Annotated in this window: 22 protein-coding genes; 3 read left to right on the forward strand and 19 right to left on the reverse strand. The window is 61.9% G+C overall.

Features of this window, described 5'->3' with window-relative positions; genetic code table 11:
- Window positions 1-260 precede the first annotated feature (260 nt).
- Together HGO38_RS06870 and HGO38_RS06875 are read left to right on the forward strand one after the other, a co-directional pair.
- Window positions 261-1,451, forward strand: coding sequence for an efflux RND transporter periplasmic adaptor subunit (locus tag HGO38_RS06870; protein WP_250955151.1), 1,191 nt, complete (start codon window positions 261-263; stop codon window positions 1,449-1,451).
- 13 nt (window positions 1,452-1,464) lie between these two features.
- Window positions 1,465-4,788, forward strand: coding sequence for an efflux RND transporter permease subunit (locus HGO38_RS06875; protein WP_250955152.1), 3,324 nt, complete (start codon window positions 1,465-1,467; stop codon window positions 4,786-4,788).
- 195 nt (window positions 4,789-4,983) lie between these two features.
- Here the strand turns inward: HGO38_RS06875 and HGO38_RS06880 are convergent, their stop codons facing one another.
- Together HGO38_RS06880 and HGO38_RS06885 are read right to left on the reverse strand one after the other, a co-directional pair.
- Entirely contained in the window at window positions 4,984-5,874 is an 891-nt protein-coding gene (locus tag HGO38_RS06880; protein WP_250955153.1) for an NAD-dependent epimerase/dehydratase family protein, read from the reverse strand.
- Between the two features lie 73 nt (window positions 5,875-5,947).
- Window positions 5,948-6,367: a GNAT family N-acetyltransferase gene (locus HGO38_RS06885; RefSeq protein ID WP_250955154.1), complete on the reverse strand. Its 420-nt coding sequence runs from the start codon at window positions 6,365-6,367 to the stop codon at window positions 5,948-5,950.
- Between the two features lie 392 nt (window positions 6,368-6,759).
- Between HGO38_RS06885 and HGO38_RS06890 the strand changes: the two genes are divergently transcribed.
- The gene (locus HGO38_RS06890) at window positions 6,760-7,443 is read left to right on the forward strand and encodes a Crp/Fnr family transcriptional regulator (RefSeq protein ID WP_502941506.1); all 684 of its coding nucleotides are present in this window, start codon (window positions 6,760-6,762) and stop codon (window positions 7,441-7,443) included.
- Between the two features lie 29 nt (window positions 7,444-7,472).
- On the opposite strand, the gene ureG is transcribed toward HGO38_RS06890, so the two are convergent.
- The 17 genes from ureG to urtE form a co-directional block, all read right to left on the reverse strand.
- A complete protein-coding gene (gene ureG / locus HGO38_RS06895) occupies window positions 7,473-8,084 on the reverse strand; it encodes an urease accessory protein UreG (protein WP_250955155.1) in 612 nt (203 codons plus the stop codon).
- A 71-nt stretch (window positions 8,085-8,155) separates the two neighbouring features.
- Entirely contained in the window at window positions 8,156-8,827 is a 672-nt protein-coding gene (locus HGO38_RS06900; RefSeq protein WP_250955156.1) for an urease accessory protein UreF, read from the reverse strand.
- 7 nt (window positions 8,828-8,834) lie between these two features.
- The gene (ureE, locus tag HGO38_RS06905; RefSeq protein ID WP_250955157.1) at window positions 8,835-9,344 is read right to left on the reverse strand and encodes an urease accessory protein UreE; all 510 of its coding nucleotides are present in this window, start codon (window positions 9,342-9,344) and stop codon (window positions 8,835-8,837) included.
- An 87-nt stretch (window positions 9,345-9,431) separates the two neighbouring features.
- Window positions 9,432-10,256, reverse strand: a complete 825-nt coding sequence (locus HGO38_RS06910) for a GGDEF domain-containing protein (protein WP_250955158.1) — start codon at window positions 10,254-10,256, stop codon at window positions 9,432-9,434.
- A gap of 551 nt (window positions 10,257-10,807) precedes the next feature.
- Entirely contained in the window at window positions 10,808-11,344 is a 537-nt protein-coding gene (locus HGO38_RS06915) for a peroxiredoxin (protein WP_250955361.1), read from the reverse strand.
- 192 nt (window positions 11,345-11,536) lie between these two features.
- Window positions 11,537-12,211: a TIGR02117 family protein gene (locus HGO38_RS06920; RefSeq protein ID WP_250955159.1), complete on the reverse strand. Its 675-nt coding sequence runs from the start codon at window positions 12,209-12,211 to the stop codon at window positions 11,537-11,539.
- A gap of 31 nt (window positions 12,212-12,242) precedes the next feature.
- Window positions 12,243-13,952, reverse strand: a complete 1,710-nt coding sequence (ureC, locus tag HGO38_RS06925; protein ID WP_250955160.1) for an urease subunit alpha — start codon at window positions 13,950-13,952, stop codon at window positions 12,243-12,245.
- Window positions 13,953-13,956: 4 nt separating this feature from the next.
- Window positions 13,957-14,364 carry a type II toxin-antitoxin system VapC family toxin gene (locus HGO38_RS06930; RefSeq protein WP_250955161.1) on the reverse strand — a complete coding sequence of 136 codons (408 nt, stop codon included), beginning with the start codon at window positions 14,362-14,364 and terminating at the stop codon, window positions 13,957-13,959.
- The gene (locus tag HGO38_RS06935) at window positions 14,361-14,627 is read right to left on the reverse strand and encodes an AbrB/MazE/SpoVT family DNA-binding domain-containing protein (RefSeq protein ID WP_250955162.1); all 267 of its coding nucleotides are present in this window, start codon (window positions 14,625-14,627) and stop codon (window positions 14,361-14,363) included. Before HGO38_RS06935 ends, HGO38_RS06930 begins: the two co-directional genes overlap by 4 nt.
- Window positions 14,628-14,706: 79 nt before the next feature.
- Entirely contained in the window at window positions 14,707-15,303 is a 597-nt protein-coding gene (locus tag HGO38_RS06940) for a Urease operon accessory protein (protein ID WP_250955362.1), read from the reverse strand.
- Between the two features lie 27 nt (window positions 15,304-15,330).
- Window positions 15,331-15,744 carry a lysozyme inhibitor LprI family protein gene (locus tag HGO38_RS06945; protein ID WP_250955163.1) on the reverse strand — a complete coding sequence of 138 codons (414 nt, stop codon included), beginning with the start codon at window positions 15,742-15,744 and terminating at the stop codon, window positions 15,331-15,333.
- Window positions 15,745-15,772: 28 nt separating this feature from the next.
- Window positions 15,773-16,078: an urease subunit beta gene (locus HGO38_RS06950; protein WP_250955164.1), complete on the reverse strand. Its 306-nt coding sequence runs from the start codon at window positions 16,076-16,078 to the stop codon at window positions 15,773-15,775.
- Between the two features lie 540 nt (window positions 16,079-16,618).
- Window positions 16,619-16,876: a DUF1272 domain-containing protein gene (locus HGO38_RS06955; RefSeq protein ID WP_250955165.1), complete on the reverse strand. Its 258-nt coding sequence runs from the start codon at window positions 16,874-16,876 to the stop codon at window positions 16,619-16,621.
- A gap of 13 nt (window positions 16,877-16,889) precedes the next feature.
- The gene (locus HGO38_RS06960; protein WP_250955166.1) at window positions 16,890-17,192 is read right to left on the reverse strand and encodes an urease subunit gamma; all 303 of its coding nucleotides are present in this window, start codon (window positions 17,190-17,192) and stop codon (window positions 16,890-16,892) included.
- Window positions 17,193-17,218: 26 nt separating this feature from the next.
- Entirely contained in the window at window positions 17,219-18,037 is an 819-nt protein-coding gene (locus tag HGO38_RS06965) for an urease accessory protein UreD (RefSeq protein WP_250955167.1), read from the reverse strand.
- Complete coding sequence (locus HGO38_RS06970; protein WP_250955168.1) at window positions 17,980-19,110, reverse strand: CE1 family esterase; 1,131 nt, start codon at window positions 19,108-19,110, stop codon at window positions 17,980-17,982. The genes HGO38_RS06965 and HGO38_RS06970 overlap by 58 nt, the downstream gene beginning before the upstream one ends.
- A 97-nt stretch (window positions 19,111-19,207) precedes the next feature.
- A complete protein-coding gene (gene urtE, locus HGO38_RS06975; protein WP_250955169.1) occupies window positions 19,208-19,903 on the reverse strand; it encodes an urea ABC transporter ATP-binding subunit UrtE in 696 nt (231 codons plus the stop codon).
- Between the last annotated feature and the right edge of the window lie 106 nt (window positions 19,904-20,009).

Below are 20,009 nucleotides of genomic sequence, written 5' to 3' on the forward strand. Positions count from 1 at the left end.
AATCCGCGCCCATGTATGATTGATTTGTGCGGCGCGGCGGCTTAAAATTGTACGAACGGAATCCTGAAGCATGGGCCTTGTAAGTGTATCGCCCGGCCCCACTTTAGGACACGGAATCGACTAAGCAGAACCGCCGGGGATGGAGGAGCAACGCAACACCGCGTTACGTTGCACGGTTGGAGAGGAACTACAGGATTACATCCTGCGCATCCGTATAGTTATAGTTTATTACAATTTATCCGAAATTTCGGAAGGGGCCCATGGTTCGAGATCTGCACAAGACCGCAGCCGCGCTGATGACGATCGGCGTCCTGTTCACGCCCATACACGGCCTCGCGCAGGAACCGGCGGCAGCGCCGCCAGCACCCAAGCTGCCGTCGATTGTCGTGACCCAGCCCGAGACCCGGCAATTGGTCGACCGCATCGTGGCGACCGGCACGATCAAGGCTGTCGAGGAAATCTACGTCCAGCCGCTGGTCGACGGTCTGTCGATCAAGTCGCTGGCGGCGGATATCGGCGACCGTGTCGAAGCCGATGGTATTCTGGCAACCCTCAATGTCGATGCGCTGCTGCTGCAGAAGAGCCAATACGAGGCAAACAAGGCGAAGGCCGAAGCCGGCGTTGCGCAGTACCAGGCACAATTGATCGAGGCAAAGGCCAATCTCGACGACGCCATCCGCCAGCGCGACCGCACCAAGAAGCTTGGCAGCAATGGCACGACGTCCATTTCGCAGGTCGAACAGGCCCAGGCGACCGCCGACGTGGCTGTGGCCCGCCTCAATGCGGCCGAGCAGGCCGTGACCGTCGGCGAAGCCGACGTCAGGGTGGTCGAAAGCCAGATCGCCGATGTCGATCTCAACCTGGCCCGCACCGATGTCAAGGCCCCCTATGGCGGCCTCGTCGCCTCGCGCAATGCCAAGATCGGCGCGATTGCCGCCGGCGCCAGCCAACCGCTGTTCACGATTATCCGCGATGGCGAGATCGAATTGGTCGCCGACATTTCGGAAACCGACATGCTGCGCATCACGGTCGGCCAGAAGGCGATCGTCAAGGTGGCGGGCGCGAGCCAGGCCCTCAGCGGATCCGTCCGGCTGATTTCGCCGACCGTCGACGCGACGACCAGGCTTGCCGCCGTGCACATTGCCATCGACGATGACCAGCGCGCCCGCGCCGGCATGTATGGCAGCGCCGAGATCGTTATCGAGAGCCAGGAGGGCATTGCCCTGCCGCTATCGGCGGTCAACACCGACAAGGACGGCTCCACGGTGCGCCTCGTCAACGACGGTATCGTCAAGCAGGTCAAGATCGACACCGGCATTCAGGACGGCGCCTATATCCAGGTCACCAGCGGCATCGGCGGCCAAGACGAGGTCGTGGCCAAGGCCGGCGCCTTCGTGCGTGATGGCGACCATATCAACCCTGTCCGCGACCCGGCGGCGATGTCGAATTGAGAAGGACGCCGCGATGAATTTCTCAGCCTGGTCCATCCGCAATCCCATTGCGCCGCTGCTCGCCTTCTTCCTGCTGATGGTCGTCGGCACGCAGGCCTTCCTGGCGCTGCCGATCACCCGCTTCCCGAATATCGACGTGCCGCTCGTCGCCATCACCGTGACCCAGAGCGGCGCCTCGCCGGCCGAGCTGGAAATGCAGGTGACCAAGGAGATCGAGGACGCCGTCGCCAGCATCACCGGCGTCGACGAACTGTCTTCGACGGTGACCGATGGCCAGTCCCAGACGGTCGTGATGTTCCGCATGGAAATCCCGACCGAACAGGCCGTCCAGGACGTCAAGGACGCCATCGACGAGATCCGTGGCGACCTGCCCGCCTCGGTCGACGAGCCGATCGTCTCCAAGGTTGATGTCGAAGGCCAGGCGATCCAGACCTTTGCGGTCTCCTCCCCCAACATGACGCTCGAAGAGCTGTCCTGGTTCGTCGACGATACCGTCAAGCGCGCTTTGCAGGGCCAGGCCGGCATCGGCCGCATCGACCGCTACGGCGGCGCCGACCGCGAAGTCCGCGTCGAACTCGATTCCGACCGGCTGAACGCCTATGGCATCACGGCCGCCGACGTCAACAGCCAGATGCGCACCACCAATCTCGATGTCGGGTCCGGTCGCGGCCAGGTGGCCGGTGCCGAACAGGCAATCCGCACGCTGGGCGATGCCCGCGATGTGTCGCAACTCGCCGACACGACCATTGCGCTGTCCGGCGGACGCTTCGTCAAGCTGTCGGATCTCGGCACGGTCGAAGACACCTATGAGGAACAGAAATCCTTCTCGCGCTACAATGGCGCGCCGGTCGTCACATTTGCCGTGTTCCGCGCCAAAGGGGCCAGCGAGGTCAGCGTCGCCGAAACGGTCGGCGCCAGCCTCAAGCAGGTCCGCGCCGACAATCCCGATGTCGACATCGAGCTGATCAACGATTCCGTCTACTTCACCTACGGCAATTACGAAGCCGCCATGCATACGCTGCTGGAAGGCGCGATCCTGGCCGTCATCGTCGTCTTCCTGTTCCTGCGCAACTGGCGCGCCACGCTGATTTCCGCCGTCGCCCTGCCTTTGTCCGCGATCCCGACCTTCTGGATCATGGACATGATGGACTTCTCGCTCAATCTCGTCAGCTTCCTGGCGCTGACCCTGGCAACCGGTATTCTCGTCGACGACGCCATCGTCGAGATCGAGAACATCGCCCGCCATATCAAGATGGGCAAATCGCCCTATCGCGCCGCCATCGAGGCCGCCGACGAAATCGGCCTGGCGGTCATCGCCACGACCTTCACCATCATCGCCGTCTTCGTGCCGGTGTCCTTCATGCCCGGCATTCCCGGCCAGTACTTCATCCAGTTCGGCCTGACGGTCGCCTTCTCGGTGTTCTTCTCGCTGATGGTGGCGCGCCTCATCACGCCGCTGATGGCCGCCTATCTGATGCGCGCCGAAGACGGGATAGACGACCATCACGACAATGACAGCCTGTTCATGAAGGCCTATACACGGCTGGTACGCACCACCACGACCAAATGGTATATGCGCTATGCGACGCTGATCGGCGCCTTCGCCTTCCTGATCGGATCGATGATGCTGTTGGCGCAGGTGCCCGGCAGCTTCCTGCCGCCGGAAGACGCCGGTCGCGTTTCGCTGTCGGTCGAATTGCCGCCGAATGCGACGCTGGCCGAGACTGAACGCAAGACCGACGAAATCTATGCCGCCGTCAAGGATCTCGACGGCGTCGAAAGCGTCTTCATCCTCGGCGGCGCCTCGCCGAAGGGCGATCTGGAACTGCGCCGGGCAAGCGTCACGCTCAACCTGGCCAAGATCGAGCATTCGCTGCTGAAGACGCTGGTCAACAAGGGCCTCGGCGGCCTGCCGGTGATCGGCCAGTACATGCCGAAAATGCATGTCGAAGGCCGGAAGCGCCCGCAATGGGATATCGAGCTGGAAGTCTTCCAGAAGCTGCGGCCGATCGCCGACATCCGCGTGCTGAAGCTCAATGACCGCGGCGAGCGCGACCTTGCCTTCAACTTCCTCTCCAAGAACGAGGACGAGTTGAACGACGCCGTCGGCGTGCTGGAAGCAAAACTGCGCACCGTGCCGGTTCTGGCCAATGTCAGCGCCGAAGGTGCCCTGCCCCGCCCCGAACTGCAGATCCGGCCGCGCAAGGACGAGGCAGCCCGTCTCGGCATCACTCCGAGCCAGATCGCCGAAACGGTGCGCGTCGCCACGATTGGCGACATCGACGCCGCTCTGTCGAAGATCTCGCTCGACAGCCGCCTGATCCCGATCCGCGTGCAGGCCTCGCTGGACCTGCGCAGCGATCTGGCGGCCATCCGGGCGCTGAAAATCACGACCGCGACGGGTGCTGCGGTTCCCCTGTCGAGCGTCGCCGATATCGACTATTCGGAAGGCGTCAGCTCGATCAAGCGCAACAACCGCAACCGGGTCGTCACCATCGGCGCCGACCTGCCACAGGGCGTCGCCCTCGACACGGCCTCGGCAGCCTTCCGCCAGACGGTCGATCAGGCCGGCCTTCCGGCCGGCGTGCGGCTGGCTGAAAGCGGCGACACCAAAGTGCAGAACGAGATGCAGCAGAGCTTCCTCAACGCCATGCTGCTCGGCCTGCTGCTGGTGCTGACCGTGCTGATCCTGCTGTTCAAGGACGTCATCCAGCCGTTGACCATCCTTCTGTCCTTGCCGCTGGCGATCGGCGGCGTGGCAGCGGCCCTGATCATCACCGGCAACGCCCTGTCGATGCCCGTGCTGATCGGGATCCTGATGCTGATGGGCATCGTCACCAAGAACGCCATCCTGCTGGTCGATTTCGCCATCGAGATGCGCCACAAGGGCCTGCACCGCGTCGAAGCCATGGTGGAAGCCGGCCGCATGCGCGCCCGGCCGATCATCATGACCTCGATCGCCATGTCGGCCGGCATGCTGCCCTCGGCGCTCGGCGTCGGCGAAGGCGGCTCGTTCCGCGCCCCGATGGCGATCGCCGTGATCGGCGGCATCATCGTCTCGACGGTAATGAGCCTGCTGGTCGTTCCGGCCTTCTTCCTGATCATGGACGACCTGTCCCGCCTGCTCGGCTGGCTGTTCAGCCGCATGGTCGGCAAGAAGGAGCAGGAACCGGAAGCCCTGGCACCGGAGGTGCTGACGGAACTGGCGAAATCCAACCGCCAGGCCCTGACCTCGATGGAAGAGCGCCTGACGACCATGGAAAAACGCCAGGACGCCGCCCGCCGCGCCCAGGAACCGATCCGCATCGTTCCACGTCCGCCGCTGGCCGCCGAGTGACGGCGCAGAGGCAAAGGCCGAGAGAGACGACACAGGAGCCGGGTCCAGCCCGGCTCTCAAGCTAAATTCGGATTGCCTTCCGTGGCAGCGATCCGTCGCAGAACACGAAATAGTATAGCCTGATTTTGCGACGGAAACGCCCTCGGTTATCCGGCGACGGCTGATCTGGCGTCAGACATGGGAGGTTCGCAAAATCTACTCGGATTGCCTGCTGATGTCGGAACCGGGAGGCAACACGTCCAGACTCCGCCGGTCCATCTGCGCCACGACTTCGTCAAAGCCGAAGCGTGGCTGCCACCCAAGTCCATGCTTTGCCCGCGCCGAATGATATACGCGATCGATGGATTTGGGCAGGCTCCATCCCCTCCGGTCAAATTCGGCAGCAAGGGCCGGAGCCCTTAGCTTTATGACAGACGCTGCGTCAGTCGCGAGGTCTTCACAGTCCTGCATCGTGAACGGACTGGCGGCCGAAACGATATAGCGCTGGAAATTCGCTCCCTCATTCGTGAGCGCTGATACATGAGCGTCGGCAACGTCGCGAATATCAATGCCGCGATGCAGCCTGTACCCCGCCATTATATCGGCTGGCTCGGGAAAGCTCCGCGACATGCGCAGGACACGCACGGCCAATTCCGGGCCGGCCATGTCTTCCAGAACGCGCTCAGCGTCGAGCTTCGTCCGGTGATAGATGCTCTTGGGTTTCGGCTGCGTCTCTTCGTCGATCCATGTGCATGAGGAGGGAGAAACGGCGTAGCCATACAAGGCTGTCGTGCTGGTGAAGATCAGCCGTCTCACGCCTGTGGCAATCGCCGCCTCTGCGACCAGACGCGTTCCTTCCACATTGATGCGCTGAAACTCCTCATCTGGAATTGTGCCAACATGAGGAGCGTGAAGCGCAGCCACATGGATCACGGCATCCGCGCCCTCAAAAGCAGAATGCAAAAGCATTGCATCGGCGAAATCCCCGACAAGATGTGTGGTTGAGAAAGGCGAGCGGTCGATTCCGACGACCTCGTATTTGTCAACCAGGGCGCTGAAAATTGCGCGGCCGACCCGTCCAGAACTACCCGTAAGCACTATCCGCATCTGTCGCTTTCAGAATTCCTATTTCACATAATCTCGGATGACCTTGAGAGACCGGCGCCCCTCTAGCCCGTCTTTAAAATGTCTTCTTCAGCCATATGCAGGCATGGCCCGGCGGAAGTCCGTCGATCCGGCCGAATTCCTCGTAGCCGTTGCGGCGGTAGAAATCCGGCGCCTGGAAGCTGAACGTATCAACATAGGCACCCAGGCAGCCGCGCCCGCGCGCCGCATCTTCGGCCTTGGTCATCAGGTGCCGGCCGGTGCCATGGCCGCGTGCCGAGGGGGACACCCAGAGCCAGTCAATGAACAGCCATCCATAGTATGTCCGGCCTTTGAGGCCGCCGCAAACGCTGCCGTCGCTGCCACGGGCGATGACCCATAAATCCTCGGCATTGTCAGGCCCGGCCCGCTCAGTATTGAAGATATCGAGCCCCTCGTCGATGAGCCGTTGCACGTCTTCATCTGGCGCTGTCTCGATCTCGATGTGGATCGTCAATGTCTGTTGTGCCTCCATGGTCCAGTCGCGGTCGGTCGATCTGCAGAATGCGTCGCAATGACGGTTTCGGCAAGCCGGACGGGCTCGATCCGGCCGCCTTTGCCATGTCGCTCTCCGTTGTTCTTCAAAAATGCGGCGCGACGTCTCGGTTCTATTGATCGAAATCAACCCGCCGCCATTTTGACTGCCCTATTCTACGGGCTGTTGAGGAATGCGTGACCAGCCCATACGCGGCGATTGCCAAAGGGAAGACGTCCGCGCCATCAGTCTTTCGATCGTGAGAACCAAGCGTGATCGTGGCGCGTGTCGCTGATATTTCCCAGTTGAATTTTGCGGGTCGTTGGGAAAGGCATGGCGCTCTTGGCAGCGCCGCTTGAAGGAGCCGGGAAGCCGTGAACAAGGTTTTGAAATTGAACACACGCGATAGAAATATCCTGCTCAAGACGCCGCTGATGGCGTCGCTCGGTCCGAACGCTTTGGCGCGCATGATCGACATCGCGACCGTGACCAGTTACGAGGCGCGCGACCTGCTGTTTCGCGACGGCGAGGCGGCCGAGTATTTCTATTGTGTTCTCAGCGGCTATGTCCGGCTCTATCGGCTGAACAAGGACGGCCGCGAAGCCGATATCCGCATCTGCGGCCCCGGCGACACCTTTGCCGAATGCCTGCTTTCGGTGGGCGATACCTATTATTACAACAGCCAGGCCGCCGAGAATGCCACGGTGGCGCGGTTTGAACTGCAGAAGGTTCGCACCATCGCCGAGCAGGAAAAGGACGTGGCGAAAGCCATCATCCAGTGCCTGTCGAACTATCTGCGCAGCACCATGGACTGCATCGCCAATGACCGGCTGCAGACAGCACCGCAGCGCGTCGCCCAATACCTGCTCGACAATTGCCCGCGCGACAGCGCCTCTGCCTCCATCCGCCTGCCCTTCCAGAAAAGCCTTTTGGCCGGCAAGCTGGGTCTGGCGCCGGAAGCCCTGTCCCGCGCCTTCTCGGCCCTGCGCCGGGCTGGTGTCACGGTGCGTGGCCGGATCATCCAGATCAGCGATATCAGCGCCCTGAAGCAGATCTGATTGTCTCGCAGGTCGGCCGGCCTCTCCCGTCAGAGGCCGCCGGTGTCTTTCAGAAACCGCACGATCTCCTCGACGCCGGCGCCTCGCTTCATGTCGGAAAACAGGAAGGGCTTGCCGTCGCGCATGCGATGCGCATCCCGCTCCATGACATCGAGATCGACCTCGACATAGGGCGCCAGGTCCTTCTTGTTGATCACCAGCAGGTCGGATCGGGTAATGCCCGGACCGCCCTTGCGCGGGATTTCCTCTCCCTGACAGACCGATATGACATAGATCGTCAGATCCGCCAGATCCGGCGAAAAGGTCGCGGCCAGATTGTCGCCGCCCGACTCGATGAAGACGATGTCGAGGTCGGTGAAACGCCGGGAAAGGTCGGCGATCGCCTGCAGATTGATCGTCGCGTCCTCGCGGATCGCCGTATGGGGACAGCCTCCGGTTTCCACCCCGACCACCCGGTCGGACGACAGCGCCTGCATGCGCACCAGCGCCTCGGCATCCTCGCGGGTATAGATGTCATTGGTCACAACGGCGACCGAATAGTCGTCGCGCATCGCCTTGCAGAGCTTTTCCGTCAGTGCCGTCTTGCCGGAGCCGACCGGTCCGCCGATCCCGACGCGTAAAGGGCCATTCGCCGATTTCATCATCTCTATCCTTTATGGAACGGCCGCCTTGGCAGCCCTCATTGTCGGCAGGACCGAGGCCGCCCGACCGCCTACGAGCGGAACAGCCGCGTTCCTTGAATTTCATGGGCAAGCGACGCGATATCCGCCCGGATGGTGGCGCTGCCGAGATCGTCAAGCGTCGAGGCCGCCCCACGCTGCGCCACCGCCTCCAGCAGCGGCTCGAGCTCCGCCACAACAGCCACCCCCTGCCGCTGACCCGCCACGCCAAGCCGGATACCGGCCGAGACCAGTTGCGAGACGGCCGCATGCAGATAGGCGCCGATCGCCTGGCCGGCCGCAATGCCATGAGCCCCGGCGACGGCGCCGACCGCCACGGGATAGGCAACGGTCTGCGGCAGCAGGCCAACCACGTCCGCCGGCCAAGCCCCGGCCGCCTCCACAAAGGCATTGCCCAGCGCCATGGTTTCGGCATGCCGCTCGCGCGATCCGGCCAGCGCCTCGGCAAGTTCGGCCACGGCATGAAGCCGACCGGCATCCGCATGGGCGCTCAGCGCCTCGTTCAGCAGCACGGCATCGTTCCAGGCCGAACCATGGTCGACCACTGCTGCGATCCAGTCGGACAGGCCATGCTCACCGGCCAGCAACCCATCGGCCACCGCCCGTTCCAGCCCCCCGGAATAGGCAAAGGCGCCAACCGGAAAGGCCGGCGACAGCCAGGCCATCAGCCGCAGCAGGCTGCGCATGTCGGTCGCCTTGGTCATAGCGACGTCAATCCGCGTCGGGGGCATGCACGGCCGCAGGATCGTGCTCGGTCTTCGCGCCGTGCCCGTGCGAATGACCATGGCCTGGCGTGTGATAGGCACCGCGCATCGGCTGGAACGGCTCGATCACCTCGCGCACCTCGGCACCAAGACCTTTCAGCATGGCGGCAATGACGTGGTCGCGCTGGATCAGGATACGGTCCGTTTCGACCTGCGCCGGCAGATGACGATTGCCCAGATGCCAGGCAAGCTCGACCAGATGCAGGGGATCGCGCGGCAAGACCGACAGAAGGCGTTCGTCCGCCGCATGGATTTCGACCAGATCGCCATTCTCAAGCACCAGCCGATCGCCATGGGCAAACAGCACCGGCTCCTTCAGATCGAGCATGACCATGTCGCCATTGTCGAGATGCAGCAGCTTGCGCCGCAGATGACGCTCGTCATGGGCAAGGATGACGGTGGCGACAGGACATTCGCCGGACGTTCCGGCGGTGAGATAGGAGGTAACGCGCTGCATTTGCACTCCGAATTGGCAGAGCAGAACCATGCAAAATAAAGCGCCAGCCTGCAACAGGAAGTTTGCTGCTATCGCCGCCCAAAATTCTTAGAAGCCGCCCGCGGCTTCCTTCAGGGGTGTTTCAAACAGGGCGACGCCGTCGTCTTCATGGACCACCCGATTGCGCCCGCCGGCCTTGGCCAGATACAGTGCCCGGTCGGCTGAGGAATAGATCGCCTCGATGCGCCGGCCGCTGCGGATCTCGGCAACACCGGCCGAGATGGTCGTCGAGATCACCGCACCGTCCAGCGTCATGATCCGACCGGCAATCGCCGCCCGCACCTCTTCCACCATCGCCAGGCGGCTTTCCGGTGTGCCGCCATGGATGATCACGCCGAACTCCTCGCCCCCGAGCCGGGCCGTTACGTGACGTTCGCCGAACACCTCGCGCAGAATGCCAGACACGCCTTGAATGACCGCATCACCGGCGCAATGGCCATAGCCGTCATTGATGGATTTGAAGCGGTCGAGATCAAGGATCGCCAGGGAAGCCGGACCGACGGTCTTGTCGAGAAAGTCGGAAAAAGCCCGCCGGTTGTGAAGACCGGACAGCATGTCGGTCCGGCTCAGATGCTCGAATTCAGCTTTGGAGAGCGACAAGTGCCGGATCATGTGACCGGTCAGGATACCGAGCGCTCCGGACGTCCCACCCACAACCAGCCAGGACATGACGACGCTGAGGCGGATCGCATCGCCGAGCGCCATCGGCACGAGACCCAACGAATGACAGATCGGCAACACAATGAGATTGAGTATAAAAGACAGAAGAATGGCTCTTAACGCCATTTTCAGCGCAAATTCATAGACCGCGCCCTTCCTCGTAAAGCTCCCAAGATCGACTTGAAGCAATATCCAGTTTTTGAACAAATGCATCTTGTCGCTCCTCGTTCCTTCCCTCATCGAATAGGAGGCTTTTATTGGCGTAGTCCTAAAACAATCGATAAAATGCCGACAAAGCTCAAAATATCTGAATTGTCCACAGAAACGGAACGGCGCGCCATCGCAGATTGTATCCAGCAACGGCCCATCTCGGTGACAAAGCATCAGAATAGGAAGAAACTTTGCACCAAAGCATAGAAGCAACCGAAAATATTCGCTTGCCGCAGAATTGCCACCTGTCAATTATCAACCTGCGGGTGTAGTCCTATTGTTCAGGCCCCGGCACAATATTGTCCCACTTTCGGGCATCGTCCGTTAACACTTGTGCCTATTTGCGCAACTGTAACGGCAACAACCGGAATACGACAATTTCTTCGTTTCAAGCCTGAAATCGTCCCTCAACGTCACAGCATCCGCCAATCGGGGGCGCCACGGCTGCGGGACCTTGCAGATCCGGCAGCCCCAATTCGCCGGTCCGGCAATCGCGAATAAAAAAACCCGGCGCGCGGCCGGGTTTTTCAGGTCGAACAGGAAAAAGGGCGGGATCAGGCCGCCTTCTTTTCCTTGAGTTTCTCCAGGATGTTCTGCGGCGACGACACGCCATAGGGATCGCTGTCGCAATTGTCGGAATAGCCTTCTTCCTCGAACCACTGCTCGACCAGACCGTCGTTGATGACGGCAGCGTAGCGCCAGGAGCGCATGCCGAAGCCGAGATTGTCCTTGGAGACCAGCATGCCCATCTTGCGGGTGAATTCGCCAGAACCGTCCGGGATCAGCTTGACGTGATCGAGGCTCTGCGACTTGCCCCAGGCATTCATGACGAAGGCGTCGTTGACGGAGATGCAATAGATCTCGTCGATGCCCTCGGCCTTGAACTGCTCGTACATCTTCTCGAAGTCCGGCAGCTGGAAGGTCGAGCAGGTCGGGGTAAAGGCGCCCGGCAGCGAAAACAGCACGACGCGCTTGCCGGCAAAATAATCGTCGGAGGTCTTGTCTTCCCAACGGAAGGGATTCGGGCCGCCAACCGCCTCGTCGCGAATACGCGTGCGGAAGGTAACGAACGGGACTTTCTTGCCGATCAACATAAACAAATCTCCTTAAATTCAGGGCCGCAACGCCCAGCGTCTTGGGAGGACGCGGGGCGGCGAAAGAGGAAGATTTTGGTGTAGCCGAAATCCTGCTGCGGCGCAGCATCAAACCATGGAACAAAAGCCCGCGCATGGCAGCCTTGCAGACGACGCATGCCTGGCGAGAGGCCATGCACGGATGCCTGCTCAGTTGAACAGGGCCAGGGACGTGGTCAGCGTTACCGGCAGGGGGTTCCACCAGCCGGTGCGCATACCCGCCGCCCGCAGAGCCGCCGCCGTCCAGGTGTTGCAGCCAAGCAGAGCACTGAACCAGCCATCGGCTTCAAAGAACCGGTCGTTCGCCCCATAACCGGCACCCGGGATCACGTCGACCCGGTCCCCCTCGCCGCGGAAACTGGCCGCGATGAAGGCCAACAAGGCCTGATAGCGCTCCGCATCGACGTCGAAACCAATGATGCCTTCGGAGGGTTCCACGATATCCCCGGCCACATCGACATGCATGACCGAGCGGTCCAGCGTCAGCCCCTTCAAAAGCGGCAGAGGCTTCAGATCCGCCCAGGTCGGGGTTTGCGTATAGAAGGCCCGTCCGCCCCAGCCCAAGACCAACCAGCGGGCCTCCGGATGGGACAGCGGCATGCCGCTCTCGTCCAGAAAAGCAAAACGGCGTCGCGTCTCGTCATCGAGCGGAATGGCGATATCCGTATGGATCGGGTTGCTCAGCACCAGAATGCGCCGCGCCGCCGCCTCGGCCGACCCAGGGTGGCCCGCCGACCATAGCGGCCGCGGAACGAGCGTGCCCGCCCCTGCCAGAGCCAGCAAGCTGAGCAGAACGGCCAGCAGACTGCGCACCGGCTTTAACAACAGGCCCGCTAAACGTCTCGGCACCCGCCGCCTAGAACAGGAAATAGCGCTGCGCCATCGGCAACACGGTCGCCGGTTCGCAGGTCAGCAATTCCCCGTCGGCCCGCACCTCGTAGGTTTCCGGATCCACCTCGATCTCCGGCGTCAGATCGTTATGAATCATCGACTTCTTGGAAATGCCGCCGCGGGTGTTCTTGACCGCCAGCAATTGCTTGGCAACGCCGAGACGTGCGGCAAGACCGGCATCGAGCGAGGCCTGGCTGACGAAGGTCACCGAGGAACTGGTGCGCGCCTTGCCATAGGCGCCGAACATCGGCCGGTAATGCATCGGCTGCGGCGTCGGAATGGAGGCGTTCGGATCGCCCATCGGCGCCGCGGCGATCATGCCGCCGAGCAGCACCATGCTCGGCTTGACGCCAAAAAAGGCCGGGTCCCAAAGCACCAGGTCGGCGCGCTTGCCGATCTCGATCGAGCCGATCTCATGGGACAGCCCCTGTGCGATGGCCGGGTTGATCGTGTATTTGGCGATATAGCGCTTGACCCGGAAATTGTCGTTGTCACCCACTTCCTGGGTCAGGCGGCCGCGCTGGCGCTTCATCTTATCGGCGGTCTGCCAGGTGCGGATCGCCACTTCGCCGACGCGGCCCATGGCCTGGCTGTCCGACGAGATGATCGAAAACGCGCCGATATCGTGCAGGATGTCTTCCGCCGCGATGGTTTCCTTGCGGATGCGGCTTTCGGCAAAGGCGATGTCTTCCGGGATCGATGAGGACAGGTGATGGCAGACCATCAGCATGTCGAGATGTTCGGCAATGGTGTTGACCGTGTAGGGCCGGGTCGGATTGGTCGACGACGGGATGACATTCGTCTGGCCGCAGATCTTGATGATGTCGGGCGCATGGCCACCGCCCGCCCCCTCTGTGTGAAAGGCATGGATGGTGCGGCCCTTGATGGCGTCGATCGTGTCTTCGACGAAGCCGCTCTCGTTCAGCGTATCGGTATGGATCATCACCTGCACGTCGTACTGATCGGCGACCGAGAGGCAGCAATCGATGGCGGCCGGCGTCGTGCCCCAGTCCTCGTGCAGTTTCAGGCTGGAGGCGCCGGCGAGAATCATTTCCTCCAGCGGCGCCGGCAGCGAGGCGTTGCCCTTGCCGGCCAGGGCGAGATTCATCGGGAAGGCATCAAAACTCTCGATCATGCGCTCGATATGCCAGGCGCCGGTGCAGGTGGTGGCCAGCGTGCCGTGGGCCGGGCCGGAGCCGCCGCCCAGCATGGTGGTCATGCCGGACATCAGCGCTTCCTCGATCTGCTGCGGGCAGATGAAGTGGATATGGGCATCCATGCCGCCCGCCGTCAGGATCTTGCCTTCGCCGGCTATCACCTCGGTCGACGGGCCGACAATGATCGTCACATTCGGCTGGGTATCGGGATTGCCCGCCTTGCCGATCCCATGGATGCGACCGTTCCTCAGACCGACATCGGCCTTGACGATCCCCCAGTGGTCGACGATCAGCGCATTGGTGATGACGGTGTCGACCGCACCAGTGGCCCGCGTCACCTGGCTCTGGCCCATGCCGTCGCGAATGACCTTGCCGCCGCCAAACTTCACCTCGTCGCCATAGGTGGTGAAATCCTTCTCCACTTCGATGAACAATTCCGTATCGGCAAGCCGCACCCGGTCGCCGGTGGTCGGTCCGAACATCGAGGCATAGGCGGCGCGGGACATCTTGTAGGGCATACGGTCAGGCTCCTTGGGAGAGGGGAGTAAAGGGCAGGCTTTTTCCGGCTTTTCGATCGATCGTCACCGTCGAGGATGCACCGGCCGCTTCGTTTAGTTCGGCAATCAGATAGTCGGCAAAACCGGCGCTTCCGCTTTTATACGCTGCAAGAGCGCGGGAAACGGCATCGGCCTCACCCACCACAATCGTATCGGCAAGCAGCAGATTTTCAATCAGAAAGGCGAGCTTTTCGCGATCAAACTGCGGCAAACGTCGAATGGTCCACACCAGTTCGACCAGCGTGATAGGGTTGATGTAGCCCGGACGCTGTGGCGACAGTTTCGTATCGATGAAATCGGTGGCGATCGGCGACCAGACCGGGTCGTCGTCGAGAATGTAGCGCACCAGTACATTGGTATCGAGCCCGATCAAGGATCGACACCCCCGGATTGTGGATCGGTTCGCCGTTCGATCGTCTCCGATACGGCAGCCTCCACATCCACCGGCGCTGCCTGCGGCCCGAACAGGCCTTTCAGATGCCGCAAACCGCTCTTCTTGGCGACAACGCTGACCTGACCTTCGGGCGACACGATGAACTGAAGGGAACCGCCGGGCTCAAGGCCGATCAGGTTACGGATTTCCACCGGAATGGTGGCCTGACCTTTGCGGGACGTCTTGGCTTCGTACCGACCCATGAGAACATTTCCTGCTTTTTAGCGATCGCCCTACTTTATCACAAGAGCCCTACCCATCCAAGCAACCAACCTTCAGCGTCTACCCGAGCCTGTGCAGCGATCCCTGCGCCACATAGGCCTCCACCAGCCGCTTTTCCGCGGCAAAGGGATGGCCGTCCCAGCCCTCATGGCTGAAACCGGCAATCGAGATGGCGTCCTGCCCATAGGCCGGATTGTCCAGCAACGCGCCGATCACCACCATGCCGCTGCTCGGCACGACATAAGGCGGCGGCTGATGGGCGGACAGGGCCGCGTCCATGGCCTCGTGGACCCGTCGGTCGATCACCTCATGCACCTTTCCCTGACCTTCGGCAAAGGTCCGGAAGGCCTCGGTATAGTCGTCGCAGAAATCGTCGAGCTCGGGATGGCTGAGGACGAGAGGCCGGCGCATCTCCTCAAACTTTTCCGGATCGCGCACCGACCAGATCTGCGAACAGGCAACGACCGGCGCACTGTCGCGCCAGGTCTCAGACCCGATCATGTTGCGGGCCGGCCGGCCGGTATTGCAGACCGCGATCACATCGGTGCGCTGACCGGCGCGCCCAAAACTGCGACAATCGTTGAACCGGATGACAAAATCGGCTGCATCGATCACGGCATCGGCACCCTCCGGGACCGGTCCATTGCCGACGATCATGATCTGCCGCGCAAGGCTTGCCAACCGTCAGTTCCCCAGACCGTCGGCCAGCGCCTTCAGCTCCTTGGTGCGCGCATCGGTGAGTTCAGCCAGACAGCCCGACACCAGCATCGGCTCCATGCTGCCGCCGCGCGCTTCGAAACCGGCCAGCGTGCATTGCGCATCGCGATAGGCGATCCAGGCCCGCTGCCCGTCGAGCAGCGCCTTGGACGCCCCCTTGAGGGCCTCGTCGAGCCCGCTGTCGACGTCGGCCATCGCCGTCTTGGTCAGCTTCCACTGCGCATTGAGCCGCGCATCGGCTGCCTCGTAGTCTTTTTGGGCGCAGGCATTCATATCGAACTGCGTCATGGCATTGGCGCAGTCGACCTCGTCCTCGCCCGAGGCAGGCGCGTCGACCAGCAGCACGCAGCCGCAGAGCATGAGAAACAGCGCGGATTTCATAAGCAGCCCCCTCCCCAGATCGGGCCGCTCACAGCTTGCCCATCACCTTCTGGCGAAAGCCGTAGACTTCGCGCTTGCCCGCCAGCGGGATCAGCGTCACCTGGCGGGTCTGGCCGGGCTCGAAACGCACCGCCGTGCCGGCCGGAATATCGAGCCGCATGCCACGCACCTTGTCGCGCTCGAACTCGAGGCCGGCATTGGTCTCGTAGAAATGGTAATGGCTGCCGACCTGCACCGGCCGATCGCCAGTATTCGACACCTCGATGGTGAGGGTCGGCTGGCCGACATTGAGTTCGATCTCGCCTTTGGCGGCAATCACTTCGCCTGGGATCATGGACTAATCCTCCATTCGTTGTTCATAGGTTCATTCAAAGCAGGCGCTGAAGTCTTACTTAATTCCAAGATCACGATAATGACTATCCCAGCCTAGTATAGGTCGGAATGCATCGTCGAACTTTTTCGAATGCCGACCAGGAGTTCGATCATAGGCGCGCCGAAGCCGTTTATTTGTGTAGAGCAGACTACGGACCACCTCAGGCGGTAAGGGCATCAAAGGATTCCATATTGTCTGAAGTGCCGTTATCTGAGCTTGAGCAGAAGCTGCGAGGTCCGGCTCAAACGCGGCGACATAACTAGACGCGCTCCAGTTTTGGCTCATCAGTCTGGCATTTTCCCGAAGCACGGCGTTCTTGAAAAATCCAAACATTTCGCACCCCTCAGCGGATCGTTTCGTAGCCGGCCTCAAGCTTTGTACAGTTTGAAAACGATACCTAGACTGAACATCCTGGATCAGATTGAATACTCCCTCGATCACCTCGTCGAGGGTGAAAACATGCACGGCCGGACTTATCTGGTCGGTACACTAGCGGCAATTTCAGGCGGCCTTGGAGCCGACACAGCCCTCGGCCTTCAGGACCCGTTGTGTGGACGGCGGATTGTTTACGAGTTTTCCGGCCGGTCGGATTGGTCGGCGCACCAATTCACCGCCGCAATTCGGGCAGAGGCCGGCCAGCACCCCGCCAGCGCAGTCGGCACAATAGGTGCACTCAAAACTGCAGATCATCGCGTCGACGCTGTCCGGCGGCAGATCGCGGTCGCAGCATTCGCAGTTCGGACGCAGCTCCAGGGCCATGATCGTATTCCCCTCAGCGGATCGGTTCGTGCACGGTCACCAGCTTGGTGCCGTCCGGGAAGGTGGCTTCCACCTGCACGTCATGGATCATCTCGGCGATGCCCTCCATCACCTGGCCGCGGGTGATGACATGGGCGCCCGCCTCCATCAGGTCGGCAACAGCCCGACCGTCGCGCGCCCCTTCGACGACGAAATCGGAAATCAGCGCGATCGCTTCCGGATAGTTGAGCTTGACGCCGCGCTCCAGCCGGCGCCGCGCCACCATGGCCGCCATGGCGATCAACAATTTGTCTTTTTCTCGGGGGCTGAGATTCATGGTTGCTCCGCTATGCTGGGCCGGTGTCAGAGATTCCAGACTTTCGGCACAGATGCGCCGCCGCGCAAGACCGAAATGACCGGGATCAGGATTTTTCTCAAGGCAAAGCCATCATCGGCCGTCAGACGGACCACCAGCTTGTCCTGCCACTGGCTGGCGCCGCCGCAGGCGCTGCCCAACGCCTCGCGCACCTGCGGCAGCAGCGCCTCGGCTTTTGCGCCGGTATAAAGCGCCGTGGCAAAGGCCACCTGCCCGCCCAGCACCGGCGTTTCGGCGGTGAGCCTCGCAATATCGCCGTCAAGGTTGAGGTCTTCGGCATGGATCAGCCGGCCGCTGCGGCGAATCCGCCAGCGATCGCGCATCTGCCCTTGCCGCATGGCCTCGCCCATCGCCTTGCGGCCGAGCAGCACCGCCTCGACGGCCAGGAACTCGGCGTCAGGGGCGAGATCCACCTCAAGCCGGCGCGTCAGCGAGGCATTGTCGAACAGGATGCTCTCCTGGGGCAGCCAGTCGAAGCGGGCGCCCTCGCCGACCGAGATGGTCGTGGCGATCTCGGCAGTGCCGAACGAGGCCTTGTAGATTTTTTCGCAGGCTTGCGTGGTGGCGGTCAGGAACGTATCCGCGCCGGCGGTCAGCGACCACGTCAGTTGATCGCCGCCAGTCAAACCGCCGGCCGTATTGATCAGCACGGCTTCCATTTCGGAGGTGAAGGTCTGGGGCAGGCGGATCTTGCCCGCCCCTTCCTGGTAGAATTCGACAAGGCGCGTACGCCCCTCGAACGCCTTGGCTACAAGGCGTCCGCTGCCGTATGCGCGTTGCTGTCTGGCTTGCCCGGCTGGCTGCACGTCTTTCCCTTCGCATCCGCCTTGGAGATAGCGGCAATGGCATCGTCCGGGCAATCGCTCTTGGCCCGAACATCGGCAATCAGCTTGCCCTGGCTGTCATCGAAGAAGTTCCACATTCTGGTCGCCGCATCAACCTCTTCCGACACCTTGTCTGCAGCCGATGCCAGCGAGAAGCCGACCGTCTGCGACGGCCAGGCATGGCTGCCATCGGCAATCGTATAGGACAGGATGCGCGCCCCGCCCTTGCACTTGTCGAAGGACATGTAGGAAATGCGCTCGCCTGAGGCCACCTTCATGTCGCCTTCGCAACCATCGAGCTCCGCCCAGCGCTTCAGCGCCGTCTCGCCGCTATATTGCCAATAGGGGCTGCCGCCACCGGCAAACGGGTTGGTATTGTCCTTCAGGCCCCAGAAGGCGATGATCGACACCGGCTTCGGCGGCGCGCAACTGGTATTGTCGGGAAGCCAGACGCCATCCTTCTGTCGTGGATAGCCGGCACGCAGGCTCATCACGAAACCGGCCGCAGCAAAATCGCCATTGCCGTTGCAGATATACTGCGACAGCATGCGCCCGCCGCCGGAATAACCGGACGCATAGATCCGCTCGGCATCGACGCAGAACTTGGTTTTCACGGTTTCCACCGCATCCTTCAGGAAGCCGGCATCGTCCGGACCATCACCGGCCGTCACGCCCGGCACGTTCCAGGCATGGGTGCCGGCCAGCTTGCCATCAAGGCCGCCCTGCGGCGCCACCACCAGAAAGCCCTCGCGTTTGGCGACATCGTCCCAACGGCTGCGCGCCAGCTGATCCTTCGGATAGCTGTTGCTGCCATGCAGGTCGAACACCACGGCGACTTTTTTCTTGGCGGTGTAATTTGCCGGAACAAAAACGATCGCCCGGCGTTCCAGTCCACCGGACTGGATGATCAGCTCCTGTTGTCCGGAGCGAACCGTTGTTCCGCAGCCTGCGGCATGGGCCGTGCTGGCCAGGCCTGAGAGAAAAAGAGCTCCGGTCGCAAACGCGCGAAGCATCGTCTCCAGCCGAAAACGGCGGGAAAGTGCTTTGTTGGTCATGAGACGCCTTCCGTTAGCAGTTGCGGTAAAAATAGCATACTGCGCACCAGCATCAACCGCTTATTCCTAATAAATCATCAACCCTGCCCTGCAGAAATCACACGGTCAGGTGTCGGCGCGCCTCCGGCGTGTCGAGCGTCTCGGCCGCTCCCTGGTGGACGATCTCGCCGCGATCCATGATATAGACATGGTCGGCCAGCTCCCGGCAGAAGTCGAGATATTGCTCGACCAGCAGAATGGCCATCCCCGTGGAATCCCGCAAATAACGGATCGCCCGGCCGATATCCTTGATGATCGACGGCTGGATGCCTTCGGTCGGCTCGTCGAGAACAAGGATCTTTGGCCGCGTCACCATGGCCCGGCCGATCGCCAGCTGCTGCTGCTGGCCGCCCGACAGATCGCCGCCGCGCCGCGACAGCATGGTCTGCAAGACAGGAAACAGGCTGAAGATGTCGTCGGGAATGAACCGGTCCTTGCGCGCCACCGGCGCAAAGCCGGTCTCAAGGTTTTCCCTGACGGTCAACAGCGGGAAAATCTCCCGGCCCTGCGGCACATAGCCGATGCCCTGCTTGGCGCGGTTGAACGGCGCCATGCCGTTGAGCTTGGTGTCGCCGAAGGTGATCGTCCCGGCCGAGATCGCATGCTGGCCGGTGACGGCCCGAAGCAGCGACGACTTGCCGACCCCGTTGCGCCCCAGCACGCAGGTGATCTTGCCCATCTCGGCCTTGATCGAGACACCCCTCAGCGCCTGCGCGGCGCCGTAATGGAGATTGACGTTTTCGACTGTCAGCATGGGATGCTCCTGCAAAATGGCAACACGCGGGGTTCACCCCCCTCTGTCACGTCGTGACATCTCCCCCTCAGGGGGGCAGATGGGAGGTAAGCGGCCTGCCCCATAC

Source organism: Rhizobium sp. CG5 (genome assembly GCF_023701945.1).
Taxonomy (GTDB): Bacteria; Pseudomonadota; Alphaproteobacteria; order Rhizobiales; family Rhizobiaceae; genus Allorhizobium.